The sequence below is a fragment of the Parabacteroides sp. CT06 genome (assembly GCF_002257605.1).
GTDB lineage: Bacteria > Bacteroidota > Bacteroidia > Bacteroidales > Tannerellaceae > Parabacteroides > Parabacteroides distasonis.
Genome location: NZ_CP022754.1, coordinates 2323089 through 2349795, shown reverse-complemented (window position 1 = coordinate 2349795; position 26707 = coordinate 2323089). Strand labels below are relative to the sequence as shown.

Genomic DNA, 26707 nt, shown 5'->3' with positions numbered 1-26707 from the left:
TTAGGTGTGTTCTACTTTGGTAAACAACACCCCATAGGTGCATTTTTTAATCTCTAATAGTTACATCTTGTGTCAATGCTTCTCTTATTCTTCGAATGTTGCGTTTGGCATAACCAAACGAGAATGGAGAAGTACGCTTGTTCAGGTCGTTCACACTATTAATCCATACCTGACTTTTATCGAACACGATGAATATCTGTTCTCCCCATGTCAGATGCCAAATGGCAGGATTGGTATGAGCCACAATACAATCGTCCCCGCAATGGTCAATGTCCCAGTCATAATAATCCGCCAGCTTGCATATCTTATCGTAAATCGCCTGTTTGTCTAATGTGGTTGGCGTGCTCTCGAAGTTCAGCTTGCGCCGCTGGTTCCGATAGGACAGATAAGCAAGTGGCACAAGCAGGATTCCAATCCATAAAAAAATGATAATGAACACCTCGCTTGCATAAAGTTTTACGCAAATAGTGGAAAAACTCAGCACGGAGAACAGCAGCAATGTATGGGATACGCCATAGTGGGTATATGCCCAGCTTGTGTTTAAAGGCAAAGTTCTATTTTCCAACACAAATTCGGCAAGCGCAGCTTCTTGCTCCTGACGATACCGATGTCTGCCGACAAGCCACCATATCAACTCAAACAATGCGAGTACAATCAATATTATAATAAGGAAGTCCGTTTCATCTATTTTGTTCTTCTTTGTCTTGACGGAATAGGGTATCCCGCCAAAAGTCAGTTCCTTGCAGGATACTTCATAGCCTTCACTGGAAAAGTAGTAGTTGTAAACATATTCCTCCTTGTCGTTAGAACCCGAATAGGAATTGCTTGTGGGTCGGGTTACTTTTCCGTTAATGGACAACAGCGGAGGATTCTGATCGGGACGGGCGTTGCAAGTCAGGCTGGCACGGTATTTTGCGTAATCGCCTTTCAATTGTTCCACCTTCAAATTGCACTTCAATTTGCTCACATCCACTTTGGAAGGATGTACGGTCACTTGGCATTCCGATGTGGTATATATCTGATTTCCTACTTTGACGGATGCGACAGGGAGTTGAATCTCACCGCTTTCCCTGAACCGTACAAAATAGTAGAAGCCGGTTTCATGGCTCTTGTGCCCCACGCCGTTTACAAGAGCATAACTCTCGCTTTTATGTGGCTTCGGACCACTTACTACCTCAATGCTATGGTTGAACACTGGAGAAGACACTAAATCAAATTGGGAATTGGCCAGTGCATACGTCAATTTCAGTACCTGCCCGACACGGAGACCTCCCAGCGTGTCCAACTGCACATGGAAATATACGGAGTCTGCTGTATTTGAAGCATATAAATGAACACCCGACAAAAATACATACATCCATATACAGAAGATTCGTATGCTCTTGATTGACATTCTTGTTATATCATTGACATCCGGCACTTTCAGGCGGTCAATGTTCCGTTCCTTGTGGCATTCAATGAAGTCGTTGGAATAGGCACGGTAGGTTTTCACGGTCGAGGAGCCGTAACGCTTTTGTTCCAGCAGTTCGAGGTAGCTTTTCGGCAGTGTGTATTCCCTTTTAGGTTTGGGATGCCGAACATAAACCCGGCTGTAATCAATGTAGGCGTAGGGAGAATAGCGGTCGTAGAAATCCGGCAAACTGAAAGTGACAGTCGCTATATAGGCAGATCCGTCGCCTGCCATTCGTATATCACTCTCTTGGGTAAGCAACAAGGCTATTGCCGGATCACCTGCATACTCTATCCGTATGTAGTGTTCACCGTCCCTTTTTTCCCTGTACAGGACGATGTTAGACCGTTGTTTTTTTACTTTGTCCATATCTATGGCAGTTGTTTCATGCCTCAAAGATAAAGCAAAGTATTTGAAATTTGAACGGTTGTTCAAAAAATATTTTTATCGAACCCTTTTAAAGATTGCTAAAAGGTTATCAGGCTTTCAGGAGCGAGTACAAATAATCGAATTTGTCTTTCAATTCTTCTACATTCAAACCGTTCAGGAATGATTGCTCGTAAGACAGCCCCAAGAATACCTGACGGAACAGCGAAGCACTCTTTTGCACGTCCGTATCTTGCTTTATTTCACCGTTTTCCTTGGCTTTCTGTATGACCTTTTTCCACAATTCATGTTCCTTTTGGAATGTATCCTCCATTTTTTTACGAGCTCCGGGGTAGTACATCCTCACTTGGGAAAGGAAATGAAAGTAGTAGAAGTTGGGGCAGCAGTCACTGTCATCCGCACAGCATTGCACCTGCGTGACAATACGGTTCATGGCTGTCTTCACGCCCTCCACATACTGGCCAATAAATTCCGCAAGGGTTCCTGCCGGTTCTGCAAACTTGTTGGCAGGTGTCTGCATCTGTATGGCGTACTTGTCCGCTACTGCCATGAACAGGTCGAGTTTGTGGGGGAAATAATATACTACCCCTGTCTTTACGACTCCGCAGGCTTTCGCCAGCGTGCTGATACTTGCTTTCTCGTAGTTCATCCTCAAAAACACCTTGAATGCCTTGTCTATTACTTCTTCTCGGTTGGTAATCATATCGGGTTATCCTCTTTTATGTTTCTTTTTGCGAAGATACGCTTTTTATCTTGAATTTTTTGCATCGGAAGGTCATTCTTTCTTGCCGGCAGGCCACTTCACGCCACCCAGTAGCCACTCATTCCCCATTCCTCTCTTTCCCTTTGCGTCATAGTCTCTTACCTCTACTTTCGTGCCGCAATTAACTGGATTGTATCACAACTAAATTCTTTTATTTTATGGACAAAAAACTGAAAGACCTGAAAGACGAGGTATTGGTGGTGACCAACGCCGCCGAAGGCAACACCCCGCATGTAGTGGAGGGTATCGAACCTGAAGGGGGACTCAAGACCAGACCGCTGGCAGGGGTAAAGCCCTCGGATCAGTTCATGCGGATAGACCGTAACGAATCACTCATCGAAGCGTTCTTTTCCAACATGAAACGACAGTTCGAGCGACCGTCCGACTTCCGTTTCTATCACCTTCCGATGGACTTGCTGGTCTCCGCCAAAGAGCTTGTCGGCTTGTTCAAGCAGCCCGAAAGCAATGCTGCCTTATTGGACGAATATCGCCTTGATACGGAACAGTTCACACAGAACCGGCAGCAGAAACAACAGCAGTCCGATGGGAGCGGAACGGAGCAATCCACCCGTTGGAGCATGGAACAGGTGGACTGGCAACAACTGGAGCGCATGGGGGTAACACCCGAAACGTTAGGTGAACTGGGTGTCAGGCGGTTGCTTAATGGCAACGAATCCGCCGTACTTACTCTGAAAACCGTTTTCGAGGGGATTGAGTTTGAAACTCCGGCCTGCATCCGGCTGACGGAGAATCCCGACGGCACGCTTCGGAACAACATCGAGTGTTGCAAGCGTTATCCGGAGCTGGATACACCGTATTTTAATGTAGAATTCACCCCCGAAGTGAAACAGAACCTACAGGAAAAAGGCAATGCGGGGTGCGTGGTGGAACTCGAACTGGCCGAGGGCGTGCGTGAGCCATGTCTGGTATCGCTCAATCCCAAGACTAACCAGCTCCACCATGTACCGGTCAGCGGGATAACCCTTCCGGCAGAGGTAAACGGCACGGCGTTGACCGACGAGCAGAGAAAACGCATCGCAAACGGCGAGTCTGTCCTTGTCGAGAACATGTGGTCGGAGAAAAAGCAACGCCACTACGACGCACGCTTGCAGTTCAATGTCTGCAAGGGTGGATTCGACTATGACTTCAAGGGAATCGCCCGCAGGCAGGGGCAGACCGCTGCCCAAGGACAGGAGCAGAACCGGCAGCAGGAGCGTGAGCTGGTAATCCCCACACGGCTGAAAGGGAAAGATCTTACAGAAGAGCAGCGGGCATCACTGGCGCAAGGCAAGGCGACTTACATCAAGGGCATGACCGACAACGAGGGGAACTTGTTCAGTGCTTTCGTTCGTGTCAACCACGAGCGGGCGAAGTTGGATTTCTTCAAATGGAATCCGGACAAGAGCAAGAAACAGGAACAATCCCAGCAAACAACCGTCCGTCAGGACGGCGCGAAACCGGCAAACACCGTCAGCCGGAACCGCCCTGTACAGAAAGCCGATAAGAAAGGGGTATCTATTTAACCATCACATGAACTATACAATATTATATATATGAAAGTTATCATTGCTGAAAAGCCCAGTGTGGCACAGGGCATAGCGTCCATAGTGGGCGCACGCCAATGGAAAGACGGGTATCTAATGGGGGACGGGTATGCCGTGACATGGGCATTCGGGCATCTGGTCGGGCTTGCCATGCCCGAATGCTACGGCTTCTCCGGCTTCCACCGGGAACATCTGCCCATATTGCCACAGGAGTTCAAACTTATTCCCCGTCAAGTGCGGGAGGGCAAGGTTTATAAGGATGATCCCGGCGTCGTCAGGCAGTTGGGAGTGATCCGGGAGCTGTTCGACAGGTGCGAATCCATCATTGTCGCCACTGACGCAGGTCGTGAGGGTGAATTGATCTTCCGTTACGTGTACAACTATCTCGGTTGTACCAAACCCTTTGCTCGTTTGTGGATCTCTTCGCTTACCGACAAGGCCATCCGTGAGGGGTTGCAGAATCTCAGGGAGGGAAGTCTTTATGACAACCTTTACCTCTCTGCCAAAGCCCGCAGCGAGGCGGACTGGCTCGTGGGCATCAACAGCTCTCAGGCTCTCAGCCTTGCCGCCGGACAGGGGGTGTTTTCGTTAGGACGGGTACAGACACCCACATTGGCGATGATCTGCTCTCGCTACTGGGAGAACAAACAGTTCAAGCCCCGGACCTATTTTCGGATAAAGGTTTCGACAGCTAAAGACGGAATCGACTTTTCCGCATGGTCACAAGACCGCTTCGATGACCTCGGCTCAGCCACCGCCAAGTTCCGTGAGGTGGAGAACGACGGTAAGCTCGTTGTCACTTCTGTGGAGTGCAGGGAGGCTGTTCAGGAACCGCCATTGCTCTATGACCTGACCGCCTTGCAGAAAGAGGCTAACAGCAAGCTGGATTTCTCCGCAGACAAGACGCTCACGCTTGCGCAAAGCCTATATGAAAAGAAGGTACTAAGTTATCCACGTACCGGCAGCCGTTATATATCCGAAGATGTTTTTGAGGAAATCCCCTCACGCATAACGCTCTTGCAACAATATCCACGCTTCGCCGCCATCGCATCCGTTCTACGGGACACACCGCTCAACCGTCGGTCGGTTGATGATGCCAAAGTCACCGACCACCATGCGCTGCTCATCACCGAAAACCTGCCTGAAGGGTTGTCGAAAGACGAGCAGGCTATCTACGAAATGGTGGCCGCACGCCTGCTCGAAGCCTTCTTCCCGCATTGCGTCAAGGAAATGACCGAAGTGACCTTGTCCGCAGGCGGTGGGATATTCACCCTCAAAGGGACGGTCATCAAGTCTGCCGGCTGGCGTGCCGTGCGTGGCGAGCCGGAAGAAGAGGGGGAAGAGACCACGTTGCCGGGGCTGCAAACAGGTGAAACCCTGCCATTGCTCGCTTCTGAAACGGTGGAGAAGCAGACCAAGCCCAAACCGTTGCATACCGAGAGTTCCCTGCTTTCCGCTATGGAGCATTGCGGCAAAGAGATCAGCGATGAACAGTTGCGTGCCGGAATCCGGGAGGTCGGTATCGGCACTCCGGCTACCCGTGCAGCCGTCATCGAGACATTGTTTGCCCGTGGCTATGTACGCCGGGATAAGAAAAATCTGGTGCCTACCGAAAAAGGGCTGGCGGTTTACGATACGGTAAAGGACAAGAAGATTGCCGATGTTGAAATGACAGCGACGTGGGAGAACACCCTCGCCCGGATAGAAACCGGAGAGGTCGCTGCCCTCTCTTTCCACCGGGATATAGAGGTCTACACCGCACAGATCGTGACCGAGCTGCTGGCCACCACCCTCAATGTGACTCCTTCAGGGGAACAATGTACCTGTCCCAAGTGCCGAAAATGCCGCATCCTGTTCTTTGATAAGGTCGCCAAATGTGCCGATGTCGATTGCAACTTCACCCTGTTTCGCAACAAGGGTGGCAAGATACTGACCGATAAGCAGATCGTTGAGCTGGTGACCAAAGGCCGTACCTCTCTTGTCAAAGGCTTCAAGAATCGTGAGGGCAAGAGCTTCGACGCCGCACTGGTGCTTAATCCTGACTTTACCGTAGGCTATTCCTTTCCGGACAGGAAACCGCAGGAAAAGAAAGGTGGCAGGAAGAAATAAACCGAATTGTATCACTTAATAATCCGATAATTATATGAATCAGAATAAATCCAACGTGCCGATGTCCGTAGCGGAAGAGCCGGATGAATTATCTTATTACCGTCTTACCCTGTTGTCTTTCCTGCGTGAATCGCATCCGGATTTGGCGGATGACGAGTCTTTCGTCGCCACCCGTAGTAACCATGCCGCCGAAGCCTTCAGCGCAGCCGTCCATTCCGGCCTGACCTACGACGATGCGGCACAGCAGGCGAACGACCTGCTTTTTCAAGGGTTGCATTTCTCACCTTTGGATACGCTGATCACCGTCCTCTGGAACGAGTTCGCCGCCGAAATCCCCGAAGGTAATGCACGCAACGTGGCCTTGCAGTTGCTGCCCGAATGCCGGAAGGTCTTCTCCGGCTATACGCTCTCGGATGATTTCATGTTCAGCCCAGAGTTCGATCGGCTGTATGACGAACTGACCGACACGGTTGCAATCTGGTTGGAAGAGAATGGCTTATAATAAAAAGGCGCATCTCAGGGACAATATAGAGGCAATCCGGCTGATGTTCCGTTTGGAGAAGGAACAGCGTACCGCCACCCCGGAGGAAGCGGGCATACTCGCCGCCTACTCCGGGTTCGGAGGGATCAAGGCGGTTCTTTCTCCTTTCGGGAAACTCACCGACATACTCCGCTGGACACAGGCCGACCGTGAGCTGTTCCCCCTGATTACGGAACTTCACAACGTCCTGCGTGATGGAGCCGCTGACGAACGTGAGTACAAGCGGTTGGTGGAAAGCGTGAAGGCATCTACCTTCACCGCTTTCTACACGCCGCCGGCCATTATCGACGCCATTGCTTCTTCTTTGGGCGAACACGGGGTATCGCCCGGCCGTTTCCTCGATCCTTCATCGGGAACCGGCAATTTTGTTTCAGCCTTCCAACCGCAATGCTACTCCGCATCCGGCAACTCGCCGGAAATGGTCACCTATGAAAAGGATTTGCTGACCGGCCGCATCCTTTCCCGGCTTCACCCCGAAGCGCAGGTCAACATCAAGGGCTTCGAGGAACTTCCCCCGCACCGCAACGACTATTTCGATGTGGTGAGCAGCAACATCCCTTTCGGTGACATACGTATTTTCGATCCCTCCTTCGACAACGGTACGGCCAGACGTTTTGCGCTGAACACACTGCACAACTATTTCTTTGTCAAAGGGCTGGACGCTGTCCGTGAGGGAGGTATCCTTGCTTTCATCACCTCGCAGGGGGTGATGAACTCCGCTATGGCTCATCCCATAAGGCAATACCTGATGAACCGGTCCCGGCTGCTCTCGGCTGTCCGCCTGCCCAACAACCTCTTTACTGACTATGCCGGTACGGAGGTGGGCAGCGATCTGATCCTTTTACAGAAGGATACGCTTTCCCAAAGGGAGTACACCCCGCTTGAACACGCTTTCGTAGAAGTAGGCACGCAGGACGACGGGACGACACAGAACGAGTATTTCGAGCGTACCGCCGCTATTGTGCATACACGTGGGCATGTCGGTACCGACCCCTACGGTAAGCCGGCACGCATCTACCTGCATGACGGGGGCATGGAAGCCATCGCCGCCGACATGAAGTATTTCCTTGACCGCAATCTCTCGGAACAGCTCGACTTGGACTTGTATCTCCGACATTCACCTGTACAGGAATTACGTGATTTGGTGAACCGTCCGGCAAAAACCATGCAGCAACGCATCGCACAAGTGTGGGAACTCAATCAATCAGCGAATATGGACGGGCATTCCTCTTCCATGAATCAACAGACGGTACAGGTGGATCGTCGGGCTGTCACGCCGGAGCAACCGTCAGCAGGTGCTCGGCAAACCACCGAAAAGACCACGCCGGAGCCGATCATGTCCCTATACGACCTTTTCGGCTTCACCCAAGAGGAACGTTCACAAGTCAGGAAAAGGAAAACAAGGCGCAAGAAGGAGGACTCCGGGCAGCTGTCCCTTTTCGATATGCCTCCGTTGGAACAAGATTCCACCATACAGACCGCCCCGGCTGAACCGGCTCCCCAAGAAAAAGAACGGCAGGAGCAGGAACGACTGAAACAGGAACACCGTCGGCAGGAGGAAGAAGCCGCCCGACAGGAACGCATGAAGCCCCGTCCTTATCCGGCCGGTCTGCTGGAGCATCACCGTAACGGCTCCCTTGCGTATGACAACGGACAGATAGGTTACCTTTCCGCCGTCGGCGAGGGTGCACCGGTATTCAACCCGTTGGAACTGCCCGAACGCCAACGCCGCCGTGCGTCGCTCTACATCGAGATACGTGACACCTACCATCACCTGTACGAGAACGAGGCCGCTACTCATACTGGGAATCCGGCGTTGCGCACCATGCTCAACACCCTTTACGATGATTTCATCCGTCAGTTCGGCAACCTGAACGACAAGAAGAACATCGACCTGTTCCGTATGGATGCGGGCAACCGTGAGATCTTGTCACTGGAGCGTTACATCGACGGCCAAGCGGTCAAGGCGGACATCTTCGACCATCCCGTTTCGTACAACATCAACGAGATCACCCATACCGACGACGTGCACGAGGCGCTCACCGCCTCGCTCAATAAATACGGCAACGTGGACATGGCGTACATGGAGTCCCTGACCGATAAATCGCAATCTGACCTGTTGGAGGAACTGCGTGGACGGATATTTTACAATCCCCTCTCGAAGAACTACGAGATTGCCGACCGTTTTATTTCAGGCAATGTCATGGCCAAAGCTGAACATATCGAGGAATATTTGCAGTCGCATCCCGACAACGGCGAGGCACGTATTTCTCTCGAAGCCCTGCGGCAGTCGCTTCCCACGCCCATACCTTTCGAGGATCTGGACTTCAATTTCGGTGAGCGTTGGATACCGGCGGGAGTGTACAGCCGCTATGCCTCATGGCTGTTCGACACGGACGTGTCCGTCCGCTATACCGCCAGCAACGACGAGTACAGCATCAAGGCCGACATGACCTCTCCACGCATCATGAACCAGTATTCGGTGCGTTCGGAGAGCCGCATCTTTAACGGCATCGCCCTCATGCGCCATGCCATCCACAACACCACGCCCAACATCACCAAGACCGTATTGGACAAGACGGGCAAGGAAATGAAGATACGTGACCCGGAGATAACCTTGCTTGCCAACAGCAAGATTGACGAGATCCGTAACGGCTTCTCCGACTGGCTCATGGAACAGTCGCCGGAGTTCAAGCGGAAAATGGCGGACATGTACAACCGCAAGTTCAACTGTTTCGTCCGTCCCAAGTACGACGGCTCGCACCAGAACTTTCCCGACCTCGACCTCAAGGGGCTGGGCATTCCTGACCTGTATCCCAGCCAGAAGGACTGCATCTGGATGCTCAAACAGAACGGAGGGGGGATCGCTGATCACGAGGTGGGAGGCGGCAAGACGCTCATCATGTGCTGTGCCGCCTACGAGATGAAACGTCTGGGTTTGGCGAACAAGCCCCTTATCACCGGCCTGAAAGCGAATATCCACGAGATCGCCCAGACCTTCGCCACCGCCTACCCGAACGCCAAGGTGCTCTATCCCGGCAAGGAGGATTTCACGCCGGAACGCCGTGTCGAGATTTTCCACCGGATGAAGAACAACGACTGGGATGCTATCATCCTCTCGCACGAGCAGTTCGGCATGATACCGCAGTCCCCTGAAATCCAGCGTGACATCTTGCAGCAAGAACTGGACAGCGTGGAGGAGAACCTCGAAGTCCTCTACCAGCAAGGGGAGGAAGTGAGCAACGCACAGATCAAGGGCATGGAGAAACGCAAGATGAACCTTGAAGTCAAGCTGAAAGAGCTGCTTCACGAGATCGAGACCCGCAAGGATGACGTGGCGGACTTCAAGCGCATGGGCATCGACCACCTCTTTGTCGATGAATCGCACCGGTTCAAGAACCTGACGTTCACCACCCGGCACGACCGTGTGGCAGGTCTGGGAAACAGCGAGGGAAGCCAGCGTGCGCTCAACATGCTGTTCGCCCTGCGTACCATCCAGCAGCGCACCGGCAAAGACTTGGGAGCCACCTTCCTGTCGGGAACCACCATTTCCAACTCGCTGACCGAACTGTACCTGCTGTTCAAGTATCTTCGTCCCAAAGAGTTGGAGCGTCAGGGGATCAACTCCTTTGACGCATGGGCGGCGGTATTTGCCCGGAAGTCCGTCGATTACGAGTTTTCCGTTACCAACGAGGTCGTGCAGAAAGAGCGTTTCCGTTACTTCATCAAGGTTCCGGAGCTTGCCTCGTTCTATTCCGAGATTACCGACTTCCGTACCGCAGCCGACATCGGCATCGACCGTCCGAAGAAGAACGAGATACTGCACAACATACCCCCGACACCCGACCAGCAGGAGTTCATACGGAAGCTCATCGAGTTCGCCAAGACCGGCAATGCCACCGTATTGGGACGCCCGCCCCTGAACGAAAAGGAGGAGAAGGCGAAGATGCTCATCGCCACCGACTATGCCCGGAAGATGTCGCTCGACATGCGGCTCATCGACCCGCTGTCCTACGGTGACGATAAAGACAATAAGGCCACCCATTGCGCCGATATGATTGCGGAGTATTACAATAAATACGCCGGGCATAAAGGCACGCAGTTCGTCTTTTCGGACTTAGGAACCTACAAGCCCGACCAATGGAATCCGTACAGCGAGATCAAGCGCAAGCTGGTGGAGGATCACGGCATCCCCGAAGACCAGATACGTTTCATTCAGGAAGCCAAGACCGAGAAAAAGCGCAAAGCCATGATCGAGGCGATGAACGAGGGAAAGATACGTGTCCTCTTCGGTTCTACTGAAATGCTGGGCACGGGAGTCAATGCACAGAAACGATGCGTCGCCATCCATCACCTCGACGCACCGTGGGTGCGACATGAAGTCGCATAGATAATTGTTGGAATGATACTTACGGGTATCAGCTTTAACCCGCTGTTCCGTCAGCGGTAGCCTACCGACCGATGCACCTTAATGTTGTATTAAGCGGTCGGGACGAAGTACACTTTCGCAAGACAAGACAGAACCGTGAGGGGAAGTCAAGTACGGTTAGTATCATACCGTAGAGTGGCGAGGCTGGATAGTATGGTTAGCGCAAGCGAACTGTTAGTAAACTTCGTAATGTCACGAAAGAGTGTAAGATACTGGCACACTCTACCCAAAAGGGAAGCGGTCGGTTAATCCTCTCCATGGTAGGATTACACGGATATAAGCACCGCCGGAGGATGAGACAGAACCTAACCTATCCGTTAGTTATCTATGTGGAACATGGTAAGCCTGTATTATCTCCTGTCATGTAAAAATGACAGGTAAGCTGACAGCAATGAAAGCCGAATGGTGTGCAGGTATAAGATAACAGAAAAAGCGAACGCCGTTCTGTAATGGAGCGGATACGGATTGAACCGACATCACGGGCTGATGTGGGCGACATCATCCGACACGAAAGTGGGCAGACTTCTGTGACGACATTAGGTAGGCAATCAAACCGAATGTTGTCAAATGGTGATTCTTTACAATTAACTTTTAGAACTTTCAAAAGGAGGAAAGCAAATGAACGAAAACAAGACATCGTGTGCGCCTGCTGACAATCAACAAACACTTTGGGACAGAATAGACTGGACTAAAGCGGAGTTGGCTGTCAGAAAGCTACAAGCACGAATTGTAAAGGCTCAGAAGGAAGGCAGATACAACAAGGTGAAAGCCTTGCAGTGGACGCTGACCCACTCTTTTTACGCAAAAGCCTTAGCCGTAAAGAGAGTTACTTCTAACGGAGGTGGCAACACCCCCGGAGTGGACATGGAAACATGGGAGAAACCCGAAGCAAAAACACAAGCGATAAGCGAACTCAAACGCAGAGGCTACCAGCCGAAGCCATTGAGAAGAGTCCACATCAAAAAGAGTAATGGCAAACTGCGACCGTTGGGAATACCGACAATGAAAGACAGAGCCATGCAAGCACTCTACCTTATGGCATTAGAACCAGTGTCGGAAACAACAGCCGACTCACGTTCATACGGTTTCCGCAAGGAACGCCGCTGTATGGACGCGGTAATGCAATGCCATAACATTCTCCGAAAAGGCTATTCTCCCGAATGGATTCTGGAGGGTGACATAAAGGGGTGCTTCGACCATATCAGCCATGAATGGCTGCTTGCCAACATCCCTATGGACAAGGCAATACTCCGAAAATGGTTGAAATGCGGCTATATCTTCAACAAACAGATGTTCCCGACAGAGGAGGGAACGCCACAAGGTGGCATTATCTCTCCCACGCTTGCCAATATGACATTGGACGGATTGCAGAAAGTCCTTGCAGAGAAATATAAACGAGTTAGAATCAAAGGTAAGTTATATTCGCCAATGGTGAATCTTGTCCGTTACGCTGATGACTTTATAATTACCTGCGAGAACCGTGAAACACTTGAAAAGGAAATCAAGCCATTGGTAGCCGACTTTATGTCTGAAAGAGGTCTGACCTTATCAGAAGAAAAGACGGTGATAACCAATATCCATGACGGCTTCGATTTTCTCGGTTTCAACATCCGCAAATTCGGCAATGAAATATTGACCAAGCCGACCAAGAAAGCCGAAAAACGTTTTATGGAGAATATCCGTAAGGTGACAAAAGGTCATAAGGGTTGCAAGCAGGAATCATTAATCAGGATGTTGAATGCTAAAATTCGAGGATGGGGAGCATATTATCAGCATGGGGCGACACGTGATTCTTTTCACAGAATCGACCATCAGATATTTCTCGCCTTGTGGCAATGGGCTAAACGCCGTCATTCCAAGAAAGGGAAACGGTGGATAAAAGACCGCTATTGGCACAATATCCGAGGGAACAGCTGGACTTTTGCGGCTAAGTTCAAGAAATCAAACGGCAAAGAAGACCAACTTACCTTGTTGAAACTGGCATCTTCGTTTCCTTTTCTGCAATATACGCAGATAAAGGGGGACATGAATCCGTTTGACGCAGACTGCCGCCTGTACTTCAATAAAAGAATGAAGTCAAAGATGCTTGTGACGCTGAAAGGACGTAAATCCCTGCTTTACCTATGGGAAAAGCAAGGTCGGAAATGTCCGATATGTGGTGAACCGATTGACACGCATAAGGCATGGAATGTAATGCCGACTGTACAAGACGGACGGAAATGCAATATGTTGGTTCATGATGAATGTTTCAAATTATCCCGTAAAAAACAATGGAAACAAGAAGTAGGATGAGCCGGTCTCTGCACACGAACAGAGACTTTGAAAAGCTTGAGCCGTATGAGGGGAAACCCTCACGTACGGTTCTGAGGGGGGAAGAGGGCAGTAATGCCCTTGACCTACCCGATCGACCTTCGGACTTGCAGCAGCGGAACGGCCGGGGTATCCGCAAGGGCAACGAGGTTGCCAAGCTCTATGCGGACAACAAGGTGGACGTGATCATCTACGCCGTGGAGAAGTCGCTTGACAGCTACAAGTTCAACCTGCTCTATAACAAGCAGCTTTTCATCACCCAGCTCAAGCAGAACAACATGGGTTGCCGCACCATCGACGAGGGGGGCATGGACGAGAAGGGAGGCATACCCTTCTCCGAGTACGTGGCGGTGCTCTCAGGGAATACCGACCTGCTCGACAAGGCACGGTTGGAGAAACGGATTGCCGGCATGGAAGGCGAGCGCAAAGCCTTCCAACGGGGCAAGGGGGAGTCACGCATCAAGCTGGAAACCTTCTTGGCGAACCGGGCAAGCAACGATGACATCATCGCCCGTGTCAAGAAAGACAAGACCGCCATCGAGAGCCGTATGCAGTATGACAAGGAGGGCAACAAGCTCAACCCCTTGAAGATTGACGGCGTGGCAAGCGATGATCCGAAAGCGATTGCCGCCAAGCTCCACGAGATAGAGGACAGGGAACGCACGCACGGCCAGCCGAAGGTCATCGGTTCGCTCTACGGCTTCGACATCCTTGTCAAGACCGACACCACCGTCAAGGACGGTCTGGACTTCTGCGAGAACCGTTTCTTCGTGCGTGGCGAGGGCAACTTCCTCTACAATTACAACAACGGCCGCTTGGCAGTCGACCCGAAAACCGCCTGCCAGAACTTCATCAACGCCTTCGACAGCATCCCCCGCCTGATAGAGAAATACACGAGGGACAACGAAGCCATTGAGAAAGAGCTCCCTGTCTTGGAACAGGTTGTCGGAGAGGTCTGGAAAAAGGAGGACGAGCTGAAGCAGCTCAAAGCCGACCTTGCCGCCCTCGACCGCAAGATCCTGCTCTCCCTCAAATCGGTGGATGCGCAGGAAAAGAACACCGATGGCGTGATCGAAGTCGTGCCGTCCCAGCCGATAACGCCCGACGGACAGAACAACACCCCCGCCGCCGTTATGCCCGCTGCCGATGCTCCACTCGTCACTCCCTCGTCGGACACTCTCCCCACACCGGGAACGCCCCCTGCCGAGCCTTATGTCCACCGAATACCCGACTTCCTCACCGACAAGCAGCGCACCCCGCCCAAAGTAAGCGAAATGCCCAAAAGCATCAGCATCAAAGAGGCGATGGGAGCACTCGGTGGCAAGCTCGTCATCGGAGGCATCCCCAAGCCCGGCAACAAGGACGATCCCGCTCCTGACCAGCCCGAAAAGCCCAAACCCAAGCTGAAGTTATAGTATTATAATAATTGAAATGTGAAATCCCCCTCCCTATTTTGAATGAAAGGGAGGGGATATTTTTAATCTTCAGGAAACACCACTTCTTTACTCACAATAGCTTGTTTTAACTTATATTCGTGAGCAGCTCTTTGAATATTAACAGAAGAAGGGAAATTTTTTTCAGCATTTCGTATTAGATCCAACATTTCATCTGGTGATTTTCTTTTTATGTTAGCCTGAAATTCGATATTCATAGCCATATGAAGTTCTTCTTTTTTGTCAGAATAACTATTTTCCATTTTGTCAAGTAGTTCTTTCAATGTAGCAATATCTTCACGATTAATATTTACTTTTTTTACTAAGCAACGAAAATATGCATGCATATGATAAGTATTATCTGAATCTCGCTCATAATTTTCTTTTGCAAGAGATAAGGCTTCAGGATAACGATGTTGAGCAAGAAGCGCAGTCACTAATTCTCGTTTTGCCCGTTGCATAGAAGGTGATATTTCTAAAGCCTTTTTCAAAAAATTCTCAGCTGAATTATATTTTGTAGCTATGCGTTGAAAAAAACCCTTAAGAAACCAATAGTCTGCCCCGTCTAATGCTTTTACTTCTTCATAAAAACGTTCTTCTTTTTGGGTTCTACATAATGCCAAACATAACCAATATGTTAATTCTCGTGTAATATCAGAGTAATAATTATGTGAATCTTTAAGCACTTTATCACAAATATCTATAACAAGTTCATAATCTCGTTTATTGTAAATATCCATAACAGATCTTATCACAATGGAAGGAATTAAGTAACTCTTTGTATTTCCATATCCTGACATTATTTGTTTTTTTACTTCATATAAATACAAAGAAGTATCTTTTGTTATATCATTACATTCACCTATTCTTTTTTCTAAAACATCATCGATGTGAAGTTCTAAATCTTTAGGCAAAGAAAAATGATTACGTTTTATATAATCACTCAAATAATGATCTAATCGAAAAAAACGATTAGAAGGTCCGAATGTTGATACTATTCCATAAATCATCATGTCAAGAAGAGTGTTCAAAACTTCCTTAATACGTTCTTCAAAAATATCTTCTAATATATCATAACTAATAAAGTCAAAACGCGACATAATCACCAATAGTTCTCTTTGCTCTTCTTCTTTATATCGTTCAAGCAATGGATGTATCTTTTTATCTCCCATTGTAATAAGAGCCTCAATATCTTTCTTTGCAAATTCTACTGATTTCGTTTTGATAGCTTCTACGGCTTGTTGTATCTGCATTGGTGACTGTAATAATCGATCAACAAAAAAGCATGCATCTTCTTCTGTTATATTAGATACTTCATAAGTACGAATATAACTATAAAAGAGTTTATGTCTATCTTTTTTACTCAGTGGTAATAATGGAATATGTGCAATTTCTGGATATTCTGCCTCTAAATAAACATTAGGTATAATGCGAGATTGTATATATAGCCCTAATTGTGGGTTCAATTCTTTATCATTTGTTATATCAGCAAGCCATTCCGGTATAGTTCTATTAGGTAATACACATGACATATTATCTTCGACAAATACAACAGAGCGAGTTTCATATAATTCATTTAAAAGCTTTACTGCTGTTTTAGATTTTTCTTTCGGAGATGCCGACAGAACACGAAGTAAATCTTTTTCTGCATATGTCCGTGTTATCATATTAAGATCTACAATAAAATTTTCTATATTTTCTTTCACATCCATGCTTATACGATATGGTACCTGTTCCAATGGATAGCCAACTTTATACATGCATTGCTTAGCAAAAGTCTCTTTTCCAACACCATCACGTCCAGAAATGATAAGCGCACGAAGTTTCATCCCTCTACCTGACTGGAATTTATCTTCAAATTTAGCAATATCCTCATTACGTCCTACCATTGTAGTGTCAAGTAATCTAATCTTAGGATTTGCACTCCAAATAATTTTTCTAAATTTTTGTTCTATATCACGAGCAAGTACATATGGACTTTTGAAACGACGCAAATTAAAGCATTCATCTTTTTTCATCCACTCAGGACAATCATCAATTGCCATTGAATCATCAATAATAAAAGGCCAAAAACGTTCATATTCAGTTTTTGATAACTTCTCTTTAGCAAATCTTATTTCTTCTTCAACCCACGTAGATCCTAAAGAATCACGTGAAATTAGAAGTACAAAAATGGTAGATTCTTCTATAGCCCTATAAATTTCATTGATACTTTTATACGCAGATTCGAAATTATAACAATCGATTTTACAATAATCTCTACCTAAGCGATTAACTAACTCTAAAGCAAAGTCTTTTTGCTTACTACTATGTGATATAAATGCCTTTATCATGTTATAATGTTTTTATCTTGGTCCTATAAATCTATCTCCATTAAAATGAATCATATGGTCTGGATTCTCCGCTATCCAAACTTCGGTTTCCCATGCAATATCAGCCACATGTTTCTTGAACTCTGATCTGTCAGGGAAAGCAGTAACATATACTTTTCCCGCTTTGCATTCTTTCATGAAATCTTCCAGTTCGATTACACGCTTGGGAGATACCGGTCCATGCGAAGTAACCACTTCAATTAAGAATAGCCATTCTTTATTACTGTCATAAATAACAATATCCGGTAGTTTGCTATGTTCTGTGATTGGAATACCAATTTCTTTTAAAAGTTCCTTGTTACAATAAAGGTCTTTATTGGCTGTATCACCAATATAAAGGACTTTTGCGCCAGCTGCAAAACGGGGTGCAAACTCGTTAATGACCGCCGCTTGTACTTCATTATGCTTACCCGGAGACAGTTTAAATTCCTTACCTTCAATAGTAACCGGTATCATTTCCATCTCACGGCTTTTCTTATACTCTTCAATCAATCGCCCTACCGCATCATTAAAGTTTTGGGCTTTTATTTCCCATTCTTGGGTATTGTATGATTTTATTGTTTCATAGGCTTCTTCTGTCAATTTGTAATGGGCGTTTGGACTGTTCACCGGTAAAGCAGGATTATCTGGGTTATAATCTACGATACGTGCCTGCAAGAACTGATGAAGTACCTGCCGTCTGAAAGTTTCCCGTGTATTGGGGGCGTACGGCTGCTCTTTTTTATAGTTCTCATTGACAAATGCCATAATATCCTTGCTTATTTTTAAGCTATTGCGAGTGGCATCCGCCCAGTTGTCTTCCTCCTTTAATCCGCATAATGCAAGTAAAGTCAGAGCAGATATTTCATTCTGTTGTGCCGTAGGCAAGCCTAACACCGACAATATATCTTGTGCATCACTTATTTTGCTCATATTACATAAAATATTTGTTTACAATCTTATTTACGTTCGCCATAGAATAATCATTCATGGCAATCAAGTCTTTTCCGATACTTTCAATAACTTCAAGGGGAGGCATGGGCATCTCCCTTAGTTCCGTAGCACTGACATTTACATTTCCATTAAATGTCCTGAAATAATTATCGAACAAGTCGCTATTCAATAAAGCGGCTATCCCCATTACTTCCATACGGTTCAAATGTCCTTTAGGACGATAAATATAGTTCAGTTTGTTTTCGATTCCTACATATGCGCAAGAAGTCATATTCCCAAAATAAGGTGCGGCAATTAACCGGCTATTATCGTCTTTGGAGCTGAAACGTCGTAACAGAACATAATTCTTGTTAGGTAACAAAGTGGATACAGACATTTCATTTATACGGATGAATTGAGGTTTTCCTTCCTTTACAACAGGATGATCAGCCAACATCTTTACTACGTTATGCAACCAATATAGGGCTGCGGTTCCCTCCTCAGAAGTTTCACATAATTGTTCCTTTGAACGAAAAGCCACAACTGGACCGGTGGAAATCTGGATATGATATTTATTCAAGTTGCCATCCCATGATTTGAACAGCTTAATGATTTTCTCATCTTCAAGGCTGACCGGCAAATGCAATATCAATTCTTTTGAGGTAAGGTCAATGATTTCTTTCCGCTGTACTTCTTTGATTGCAGGGGTAGCCAAGTCAGAAAGTCCTTCACTGTAGGATAAAACGACATTATAATTTGCTTCCTTTTTAGGGGAACATTTCATTATAATTGTTTCCTGAAGCACGTTATCCTTGGAAAACGTATCTTTCCGGGTATTGAAAAGGTGAACAAAATCTATCTGTACATGCTTGAACAGAAAACTACGGAACAAACGGAAATATCTTCCCGAAGTAAAACTTCTTGGGGTTATATAAATCATCTGACCTTGTTCTGCAAGCAATAAAGCTGATATAGCCATAAATATAGAATATATATTGGGCTGTCCATCTATTATACATTGAGCCGCTTTCACCCGTTTGTCCTCTTTGGAAAGTTTGAAATAGGGAGGATTGGATATGATCAAATCATATTTCTGCAAACTCTCAGCCCTGCCATAAATCGTATCAGAATATAATACTGAATAATTGGACAAAATAAAGTCCTCACCATATGAACGACAATCAATCCGAACATTATGGCGCATTCCCCATATTGTTATATATTCCAGAACTTTTTGTAATCCCGGTATAAGATTTTCATCAGTTTCGTATGTAACCAACTCTATCCGTTTTACTTTTGACTGCAAAACTAAATTCTCAATTACGGCACATGATAATATGGCGGTTCCACATCCCGGATCTAATACAGAGATAGAATCCTTATTCACACTTATTTGTTTACCCATAAAATAAGCGATAGATACCGGTGTGAAAAACTGACCGTTACTTTTCTTAAAAGCAGCAGTGACAGTATCAGTATATAACCTACCTATTCTATCTGCGTAGTTAGTAGGCAGCTCGTTCTCATAAGGCTTTATTTCAGACCAATTTATATTCATAATTGCAAAATTAGGAAAAACCTTTGGATTCTTCTTATGAATGTATTTTTCTTTTTTGCAGAATCATGATAGATACTTAGGTATTGAGGAAATTAACTTTTTATATTCCAGTTTTTACGCCACAAAACTGGAATATTTCAACTCCACGCATAAAAAATGATACCCCTCCAGACCGCTGTCCTTTGGGATATCACCATTCGAACAAGAAAAGAAACTTCATCCTGTTTCACAACTGTATGAAGCCATTGCTATGACAAACATCAATACGCAGTTGGGGATTTCCTGCCTCACGGCAGTAGTTTCATCGGTACAAAGCAAAAACATAGACTTATTCCTCCGGCAGCGGATAGCTCTCGGACAGCTTGTCCTCACGTGCCTGCCGCTTTATCTCATTCTCATCGAAGTTATTACGAATGAACTCGTGTAAGTCCGACTCCTTGTAATATGTCTTGTGATATATCGAATAGAACTTCAATACCCCGTTATTTCGGTATCGTTGCAACGTGCGTTTGCTGATACGCAGCAACAGGCATACTTCCTGATTGTCGTACAGACGCTCTCCGTTCAGGTAGTTCAGGTGTTTTTCCCTTGTTTCCGCCTTGTCCAGCTTCCGGGAGATGCGATATAGTTCACCCATGATACGTTCCATCCATGCTTCAAATTCCGTTTTATCTACTAACATACGCTTTCCTCCTTAAAAATTCCCGGTAACATAATAGCTCTGGTTATCAGATGATTTCAGAATGATTTCTTTCTCACGCATGAACTTGATGTAGCTTTTCGCTGTACGCTCCTTCACCTCCAGTATCGACTGGATTTCTTCCACAAGTTCCACGTAGGTAACAAAACGCTTCCGGCTGAACACCTCTTTGGCTACCGCTACAAGCTCATCCTCTTTGCGCTTGTCCTTTTCTTCTTTCGGCTTTTCGCCCAGATAAACGTGCATGGCCTTTTCCTTGTCCCACGAAAACTGCATGATAGGTACGTCCAGCGGACTTCCATCCCTTACTTTCAGAGCCTTCACCACCGACACGGCCGGATCGCTGTCCTTCTCTATGGAAAGGATCGCCGCAGCCTTCCGCTGCAACTCGCTTCCCAAATGTCCCCTCAGTTTCAATCCATTGGGAATGAAATGCAATACCGTAACGATACACGTCTTATAGATACCGGCCAGCCGATACAGTTCTTCCACGACGGCTATGCTCTCCGCTTCATCGTTGGCGCATTTTATCAAATCCGCAATCCCGTCTATCACCACCAGATGGACACCGCCATATTGATAATGGTATTTGTCCAAGCTCTGGATAATGGAAAGCAGGCGTTCTTTCCGGCTCATTCCCGTAAGGCAATATGCCTTGAACCATTCCGGCATCGCCTCACGCCCGCAACGCCGCAGCAGGTTGCTGATATTTTTATATAGCTGTACTTCACTTTGTTCCGTGTCATAGAACAGTACCGCTTTGTTCTTGCCGTTTTCGTGGAGCGTAACGCCCAGCGCATCCACATCCGTCCCGGAGGGGCGGATAGCACCGGCAATCAACGCCGCCACATAGTTACTTTTCCCCGTGCCTTCTCCGCCGGTGACACAAAGCAGGTTGCCTTGAGTTCCGAGAGGCACGTCATTTACCGACACGATCATTTGTGCGATGGGAGGAGGGTTGTTGAAATCCACCTCGCAGGATTTTAATGCCGACATGGTTTCACTGTATAAGGTTTCCAGATAGTCCAGAAAAAGTTTGATCAAGTCCTCACGGCTATTCCCCAGCATAAAATAGTCCGATACATCCTTCTCCGTCTTTGTACCGGCAAGCGGAAGCAACAATCGTTTAACTCCGTATTCTTTCAGTTCCTCTTCACGCTTCGCCGAGCTTTTCAGCCCGGTGCTATCCACATCATAGAGGAGGATGATATGTTTGAACCGGAACGAGAGCCGATGTATGACAGTTACAGGGATAAAGGCTGTTTCCGAGTTGAAACAGATCGCATGGAAGCCATGAGCCGCCAAGCTCATCACGTCTTTTTCCCCACCTGTGATGAAGAGCAGATCCCCTTTTGCCGGCAGCTGTTCCAGCCCGAAACAATAGTTATCGCCAAAATCACCGGCATACAGGAACCGCATTTGTGAACACGGACGGTACACCTTGATATGCTGTTTGCCCATATACCCGAACATCGGTTCATCGGTGCTTGTCATGCAGGAAAAAGGCTTCCTTTCCTGATTCTCACTGCTGAACTTCTTTAGCGATACCGTTCGGTATGCCTTCAGGACATTTTCCCCGATACCCGATTTACCCCAAAAGGCAAGTTCCGCAGCCGTAAAGGGCTTTTGCACGACAGTATAAGGCCGGACACTTTTCATTTTCGGCTCTTCCGATACCACTTCGTTCTTTTGGGGCACTTTGCTATGGCTCACATGATATTCCTCATGTGAGGACAACCCCAAATGCAGGTCACGGTTTATTATCTCCATGATCTCGACAAACTCTTTAGGCTCCTTGCAGCTAAGGCCGTTCAGCCTGCCCACCAGCTCAAAGCAGTCCCCCGAATAATCCTCGTTCCCGAAATCTTTCATTTTAAACACGCCGGCCTTACGTTCATAATAAATATTGCACGAAGCCTTCGTATCCTTATAAAAAGGATTCAGGAAGTTCTTTCCCACCTTGAAGTCTACCGGCAGATAATAGCGGAATACGGAAACACCCTTTTCCGTCATTCTCAGTATATCATCCTTTCTTATCATTGCCGGTTCTCATTAGGTAGTTCTTGCGAAAATCCTCCAATGTCTGGGGTTTGCACCGGATGGTACGCTCTTCCAGACAACGTTCGACTTCTGACAACTTGTACATGCACCGACCACGCAGCATGGAGTAGCTGATCAGGTTTTCATCTCTCAGGCGTTGCAATGTACGTGTACTGATACCCAACGCTTCCGCCAGTTGGTTGCTGTCCAGCCAAGCCTCCTTTTTTTCTTCTGAAGGCAATTGCGCTTCGGCTACATACCCGGCGATCTTTTCAATCTTGCTCACAAGCGATTTATACGCTTCACTTTCAATTGTAATAACTTCCATAACAAACTTAATTTTCAGTGTTTGCCGCAAAAGAAGAACAATAAAAAAAGTTGGAAGGTATAGTACACGTGTAGTACACCATGATTTTTATGTATTCCCGATAAATAAAATGGTGATTGCGCCAGACCGGTGAGCGTTTTATCATCTCTAAATAGCCCATATATTCAATATCAACATGCTTATTGAATAAAGAGGGCAACGTCCGCCCGGTGCAAGGGGCAAACCTATCTATATATAGGTTCGCCCCTTGCACTGGGGATCTTTTTTAATGATTTAATAATCAAATATTTGGAAAATAAAAAGGAATACTCTATCTTTGTGGCATCAGAAAACGGCTGACAAACGAATGCCTGACACAGACAACAAGCGTTCCTATAAATCGTTACTAATTCGTTACGGTACGATTTTTCAAGGTTTACAAGAGCTTAAAAATCAAAGATATAGTCCGCTACGGTGAAAGCCCCAGGCGGATCACAGAAACGCTGGACAGAAATGGACAGTAAATGTACAACTCCTACAATATCAAGGTATTGTAGGAGTTTTTTCTTTGTATAATATCTGTGACCTAAGACACGAAAAGGTCACAAAAAGACACACTTTCGTGACCAATTCGTGACCTGTCCACCCTCTAAGATTTTAGGTCACGGAATGTCCCAAATTGGCGGTTTGTTGTCTTGTGACTTGTCCTAAAATAGCTTTACACAGTAATAACTATAAAAAGTGTACAAGTTATGATTAGACGAGAAAGGAAATTCTATTCAGAAGAATTCCGTGAGCGTGTTTTGACTGCTTACTACAACAGTAATGAATCAGTCGACATGATAGCCCGACGCTTTCAGGTAAAGAGAGATACGGTCAGTAGTTGGGTCATCGTAAAAGAGTTGCTTCCAATCCCAAAGAAAGTAGTAAATTCGTGGTATCAAGTATAATACCTATGAAAGAAGAAAAGCTACCTATTGAAGCAATGGAAGAACGTATCCGTGAACTAGAGCAACAACTGGCGAAAGAAAAAATGCGTTCCACTTGTTTAGATACTATGATTGATATTGCGGAACGTGAGCTAAAGGTTGATATAAGAAAAAAATCTGGTGCCAAACAGTCCAAGAAGTAAGGCAAAAGCATCCATCATATAAGATAGATGTTTTATGCCGGCTGTTTGGCAAAACCCGTCAGGCTTACTATGAAAAGTCTCATTATGTTGCCAATAAGAATGTGGAAGAAGATGTAATCTTGTCTCTGGTACACAATGCTCGAAAAGATTTTCCACGTATGGGTGCGAAGAAGTTATTAATCTATCTTCAACCTACATTCCAAGTGATGGGTATACACATAGGTCGAGATGCTTTCATTGAATTACTGTATCGTAATTATTTATTGGTCAGAAGGGTGAGAAATAAGAGAAAAACGACTTTTTCCAATCATTGGATGCGTAAATACCCCAATTTGATAAGGGATTATATACCAACGGCTCCCAATCAATTATGGGTAAGCGACATTACTTATATTGAGATGGCAGGGCGTTTTGCTTATCTAGCACTTGTAACAGATGCCTATTCTCATAAGATCGTTGGTTGGGAGCTTGCTCCATCACTTCGTGCTTGCAATGCTCTTGCTGCCTTGAAAATGGCTTTAAATAGTTTACCGGAAGGATATTCCGGGCTTATTCATCATTCAGACAGAGGAAGCCAATATTGCAGCGCCAGTTATGTTAATTTGCTAACGCAGCATAAGGTACAAATTAGCATGACGGAAAGTGGCGATCCACTTGAAAATGCAATAGCAGAAAGAATAAATGGCATTCTGAAAACAGAATGGATATACGATGTTAAGCTAAAATCATGGCAGGAAACTATTAACTTCATTAGTCGAATTATTGATTTATATAATAATCAAAGACCACATCAGAGTATTAGTTATATGGTTCCTGCCTTGGTTCATCAAGCAAATATTAAAACAGAACGTAGATGGAAGAATTATTATCGAAAGAAGAATGTACTTAATGAAGAAGTTCCTATCTTTGATCCGAAGTGTAAAGGCATAGCAGGACTAAAACACTCAATTCCTGATAATGTCAAGCTAAGATAGGACAAAGTAATAAATCTGTAAAGTTTTTCTAGGACAAGATAAAATTTAGTGCAAGGTGCAAGTATATATCTATATATATATAGCTTGCACCTTGCACTAACCTTAGAATGTTTATTTTCAACGGTTTGCATAATCCAAAAATAATGCGTACATTTGAACCCAAGATGTTGGCAGACAGACACCGGACAACAGCAGACAGTTTTTAAGGACTAAAGCGTGACGGATGCAAAGCCGAAATTTCTGAAAGTACTGATATTGAGGAAGAAATAACGTTTGGTTCATAACCCAGGCGGATCACTGAAAACAAAAGAAGAATCAAGCAAATCCCTGATAATCAGACATTATCAGGGATTTTTATTTTCCCCAAATACTGCATTTCACCGCAAAAAACAGTGATGATCACAGGTGAAATAGGTGGACTTGACATCTACCTGAAAAAGTCCACCGAATTAGATCATATTTCATTGATTTTCTGAATTTTGCGTGGTTCGAAACCGACTCGTAAAAATTAATTTTGTAACATCATTTTTTTGAGTATGGCTATGCAGAGAAACTACTTTACGATTCTTTTCTTCATCAAGAAGTCTAAACTCCTAAAAAACGGAGAGGCACCCATTTGTATGCGTATAACGGTTAACGGGCAACGGGCCGAGATACAGATTAAAAGAAGCGTGGACATTTCCAAGTGGAATTCCCAAAAGGAATGTGCCATAGGTAAGGAAAGGAAATCTATGGAGTTGAACCATTATCTGGATACGGTCCGTATGAAAGTTTTACAGATCCACAGGGAACTGGAGCAGGACGGGAAGCCGATCACGGCCGATGTCTTAAAAAGACGTTATTACGGGGAGGGGGACTCTCCGAAGATGCTACTGGAGGTTTTCCGGGAACATAACCGAAAGTACAGGGAGTTGATGGGCAAGGATTATGTCGCCGGGACTGTCCTGCGCTATGAACGGACCGCGAGGTATCTGGGTGAACTGCTGCAAAAGGAATACAGGATGAACGATATACCTTTGAAAGAGATAAACCATGAGTTCATCGCCCGGTTTGAGCACTATATAAAAACAGAAAAATCATGTGCCCAGAATGCCACGGTAAAATATCTGAAAAACTTCAAGAAGATAATAAAAATGGCGCTTGTGAACAAATGGATAACGGACGATCCTTTTCTGGAGATTCATTTTAAACAAACAAAAACGAACCGGGCGTTCCTTACGGAAGAGGAATTGAACATACTTCTGAAAAAGGAATTCACCATTCCCCGCCTGCAAACGGTCAGGGACATATTCGTGTTTTGTGCGCTGACCGGGCTAGCCTTTACCGATGTACAGCACTTGCGATATGAACACATAATAAAGGATGTCAATGGCGAGTACTGGATAAGAAAAGCCCGGGAAAAGACGGACAACATGTGTGACATTCCACTGTTGGACATTCCACGGATGATTTTGGAGAAGTACAAGACACATCCGGAATGCCTGAAAAAAGGAGTGGTCTTGCCGGTACCCAGTAACCAGCGGATGAACAGTTATTTGAAAGAGATCGCTGACATATGCGGTATCAATAAACCACTGAGCACGCATGTAAGGAAACATAGTAAAATTTATATCTAACTAATAAACAGCTATTTATAATATACTATTCTATTTATAGGTAACGATTTAGAAACGAGCGAATTACTATATTCAGTTTTCTTTTGCATTAATCAAAGAACGATTTTAACGCTGCAAATATACATTTAGC

16 protein-coding genes and 3 pseudogenes are annotated in these 26707 nt (G+C 46.2%); 10 read left to right on the top strand and 9 right to left on the bottom strand.

The features are described 5' to 3' along the window. Positions 1–46: 46 nt before the first annotated feature. The 3 genes and pseudogenes from CI960_RS10145 to CI960_RS10140 all read right to left on the bottom strand — a co-directional run bounded on the left by CI960_RS10145 (position 47) and on the right by CI960_RS10140 (position 2540). Entirely contained in the window at positions 47–1357 is a 1311-nt protein-coding gene (locus tag CI960_RS10145) for a BatD family protein (protein ID WP_228767254.1), read from the bottom strand. Between the two features lie 48 nt (positions 1358–1405). Beyond that, positions 1406–1819: pseudogene (locus CI960_RS23185) on the bottom strand (recombinase); the annotation flags it as partial. A gap of 109 nt (positions 1820–1928) precedes the next feature. Further along, positions 1929–2540 carry a TetR/AcrR family transcriptional regulator gene (locus tag CI960_RS10140; protein ID WP_024986781.1) on the bottom strand — a complete coding sequence of 204 codons (612 nt, stop codon included), beginning with the start codon at positions 2538–2540 and terminating at the stop codon, positions 1929–1931. A 218-nt stretch (positions 2541–2758) separates the two neighbouring features. Here CI960_RS10140 and CI960_RS10135 point away from each other — a divergent pair, with 218 nt between their 5' ends. From CI960_RS10135 to CI960_RS10110, 6 genes and pseudogenes are all read left to right on the top strand, one after another. Next, positions 2759–4123, top strand: coding sequence for a DUF3945 domain-containing protein (locus CI960_RS10135; RefSeq protein WP_024986780.1), 1365 nt, complete (start codon positions 2759–2761; stop codon positions 4121–4123). A 30-nt stretch (positions 4124–4153) separates the two neighbouring features. Next, positions 4154–6253, top strand: coding sequence for a type IA DNA topoisomerase (gene topB / locus CI960_RS10130; protein ID WP_036651035.1), 2100 nt, complete (start codon positions 4154–4156; stop codon positions 6251–6253). Positions 6254–6287: 34 nt separating this feature from the next. Beyond that, complete coding sequence (locus tag CI960_RS10125) at positions 6288–6755, top strand: DUF1896 domain-containing protein (RefSeq protein ID WP_024986779.1); 468 nt, start codon at positions 6288–6290, stop codon at positions 6753–6755. After that, positions 6745–11163 (top strand): annotated as a pseudogene (locus tag CI960_RS10120) (N-6 DNA methylase); the annotation flags it as partial. The gene CI960_RS10125 and the pseudogene CI960_RS10120, both read left to right, overlap by 11 nt. A 678-nt stretch (positions 11164–11841) precedes the next feature. Further along, positions 11842–13515: a group II intron reverse transcriptase/maturase gene (gene ltrA, locus CI960_RS10115; protein ID WP_032559093.1), complete on the top strand. Its 1674-nt coding sequence runs from the start codon at positions 11842–11844 to the stop codon at positions 13513–13515. Between the two features lie 98 nt (positions 13516–13613). Continuing rightward, positions 13614–14948 (top strand): annotated as a pseudogene (locus tag CI960_RS10110) (DNA methylase); the annotation flags it as partial. Between the two features lie 62 nt (positions 14949–15010). On the opposite strand, the gene CI960_RS10105 reads toward CI960_RS10110, so the two are convergent. From CI960_RS10105 to CI960_RS10080, 6 genes are all read right to left on the bottom strand, one after another. Then, positions 15011–17299, bottom strand: coding sequence for a TIR domain-containing protein (locus tag CI960_RS10105; protein WP_036651029.1), 2289 nt, complete (start codon positions 17297–17299; stop codon positions 15011–15013). 12 nt (positions 17300–17311) lie between these two features. Next, positions 17312–18250 carry a BsuBI/PstI family type II restriction endonuclease gene (locus tag CI960_RS10100; RefSeq protein ID WP_036617974.1) on the bottom strand — a complete coding sequence of 313 codons (939 nt, stop codon included), beginning with the start codon at positions 18248–18250 and terminating at the stop codon, positions 17312–17314. 1 nt (position 18251) lies between these two features. Continuing rightward, the gene (locus CI960_RS10095) at positions 18252–19808 is read right to left on the bottom strand and encodes an Eco57I restriction-modification methylase domain-containing protein (protein WP_036617973.1); all 1557 of its coding nucleotides are present in this window, start codon (positions 19806–19808) and stop codon (positions 18252–18254) included. A gap of 328 nt (positions 19809–20136) precedes the next feature. After that, complete coding sequence (locus CI960_RS10090) at positions 20137–20490, bottom strand: helix-turn-helix domain-containing protein (protein ID WP_036617972.1); 354 nt, start codon at positions 20488–20490, stop codon at positions 20137–20139. 12 nt (positions 20491–20502) lie between these two features. Further along, positions 20503–22548, bottom strand: coding sequence for a bifunctional DNA primase/helicase (locus CI960_RS10085; protein WP_036617971.1), 2046 nt, complete (start codon positions 22546–22548; stop codon positions 20503–20505). Then, positions 22532–22876 (bottom strand): helix-turn-helix domain-containing protein, encoded by a 345-nt coding sequence (locus tag CI960_RS10080; protein WP_036617970.1) that lies wholly within the window; start codon positions 22874–22876, stop codon positions 22532–22534. Before CI960_RS10080 ends, CI960_RS10085 begins: the two co-directional genes overlap by 17 nt. Positions 22877–23607: 731 nt before the next feature. Between CI960_RS10080 and CI960_RS23630 the strand changes: the two genes are divergently transcribed. The 4 genes from CI960_RS23630 to CI960_RS10065 all read left to right on the top strand — a co-directional run bounded on the left by CI960_RS23630 (position 23608) and on the right by CI960_RS10065 (position 26577). Beyond that, complete coding sequence (locus CI960_RS23630) at positions 23608–23805, top strand: transposase (protein ID WP_232520560.1); 198 nt, start codon at positions 23608–23610, stop codon at positions 23803–23805. A 5-nt stretch (positions 23806–23810) separates the two neighbouring features. Beyond that, positions 23811–23987: a hypothetical protein gene (locus CI960_RS23625; protein ID WP_232520559.1), complete on the top strand. Its 177-nt coding sequence runs from the start codon at positions 23811–23813 to the stop codon at positions 23985–23987. Further along, positions 23960–24961, top strand: coding sequence for an IS3 family transposase (locus CI960_RS10070; RefSeq protein ID WP_117899989.1), 1002 nt, complete (start codon positions 23960–23962; stop codon positions 24959–24961). The genes CI960_RS23625 and CI960_RS10070 overlap by 28 nt, the downstream gene beginning before the upstream one ends. Positions 24962–25497: 536 nt before the next feature. Continuing rightward, the gene (locus tag CI960_RS10065) at positions 25498–26577 is read left to right on the top strand and encodes a site-specific integrase (RefSeq protein ID WP_005856591.1); all 1080 of its coding nucleotides are present in this window, start codon (positions 25498–25500) and stop codon (positions 26575–26577) included. Positions 26578–26707 lie beyond the last annotated feature (130 nt).

Excerpts from the sequence above, each read along its gene's own strand:
- CI960_RS10100 (WP_036617974.1), bottom strand. The coding sequence starts at position 18,250 with ATGAGCAAAATAAGTGATGCACAAGATATATTGTCGGTGTTAGGCTTG.
- CI960_RS10090 (WP_036617972.1), bottom strand. The coding sequence starts at position 20,490 with ATGTTAGTAGATAAAACGGAATTTGAAGCATGGATGGAACGTATCATG.
- topB (WP_036651035.1), top strand. The coding sequence starts at position 4,154 with ATGAAAGTTATCATTGCTGAAAAGCCCAGTGTGGCACAGGGCATAGCG.
- CI960_RS10140 (WP_024986781.1), bottom strand. The coding sequence starts at position 2,540 with ATGATTACCAACCGAGAAGAAGTAATAGACAAGGCATTCAAGGTGTTT.
- CI960_RS10095 (WP_036617973.1), bottom strand. The coding sequence starts at position 19,808 with ATGAATATAAATTGGTCTGAAATAAAGCCTTATGAGAACGAGCTGCCT.
- CI960_RS10105 (WP_036651029.1), bottom strand. The coding sequence starts at position 17,299 with ATGATAAAGGCATTTATATCACATAGTAGTAAGCAAAAAGACTTTGCT.
- CI960_RS23625 (WP_232520559.1), top strand. The coding sequence starts at position 23,811 with ATGAAAGAAGAAAAGCTACCTATTGAAGCAATGGAAGAACGTATCCGT.
- CI960_RS10085 (WP_036617971.1), bottom strand. The coding sequence starts at position 22,548 with ATGATAAGAAAGGATGATATACTGAGAATGACGGAAAAGGGTGTTTCC.
- ltrA (WP_032559093.1), top strand. The coding sequence starts at position 11,842 with ATGAACGAAAACAAGACATCGTGTGCGCCTGCTGACAATCAACAAACA.
- CI960_RS10145 (WP_228767254.1), bottom strand. The coding sequence starts at position 1,357 with ATGTATGTATTTTTGTCGGGTGTTCATTTATATGCTTCAAATACAGCA.
- CI960_RS10125 (WP_024986779.1), top strand. The coding sequence starts at position 6,288 with ATGAATCAGAATAAATCCAACGTGCCGATGTCCGTAGCGGAAGAGCCG.
- CI960_RS10135 (WP_024986780.1), top strand. The coding sequence starts at position 2,759 with ATGGACAAAAAACTGAAAGACCTGAAAGACGAGGTATTGGTGGTGACC.
- CI960_RS10080 (WP_036617970.1), bottom strand. The coding sequence starts at position 22,876 with ATGGAAGTTATTACAATTGAAAGTGAAGCGTATAAATCGCTTGTGAGC.
- CI960_RS23630 (WP_232520560.1), top strand. The coding sequence starts at position 23,608 with ATGATTAGACGAGAAAGGAAATTCTATTCAGAAGAATTCCGTGAGCGT.
- CI960_RS10065 (WP_005856591.1), top strand. The coding sequence starts at position 25,498 with ATGGCTATGCAGAGAAACTACTTTACGATTCTTTTCTTCATCAAGAAG.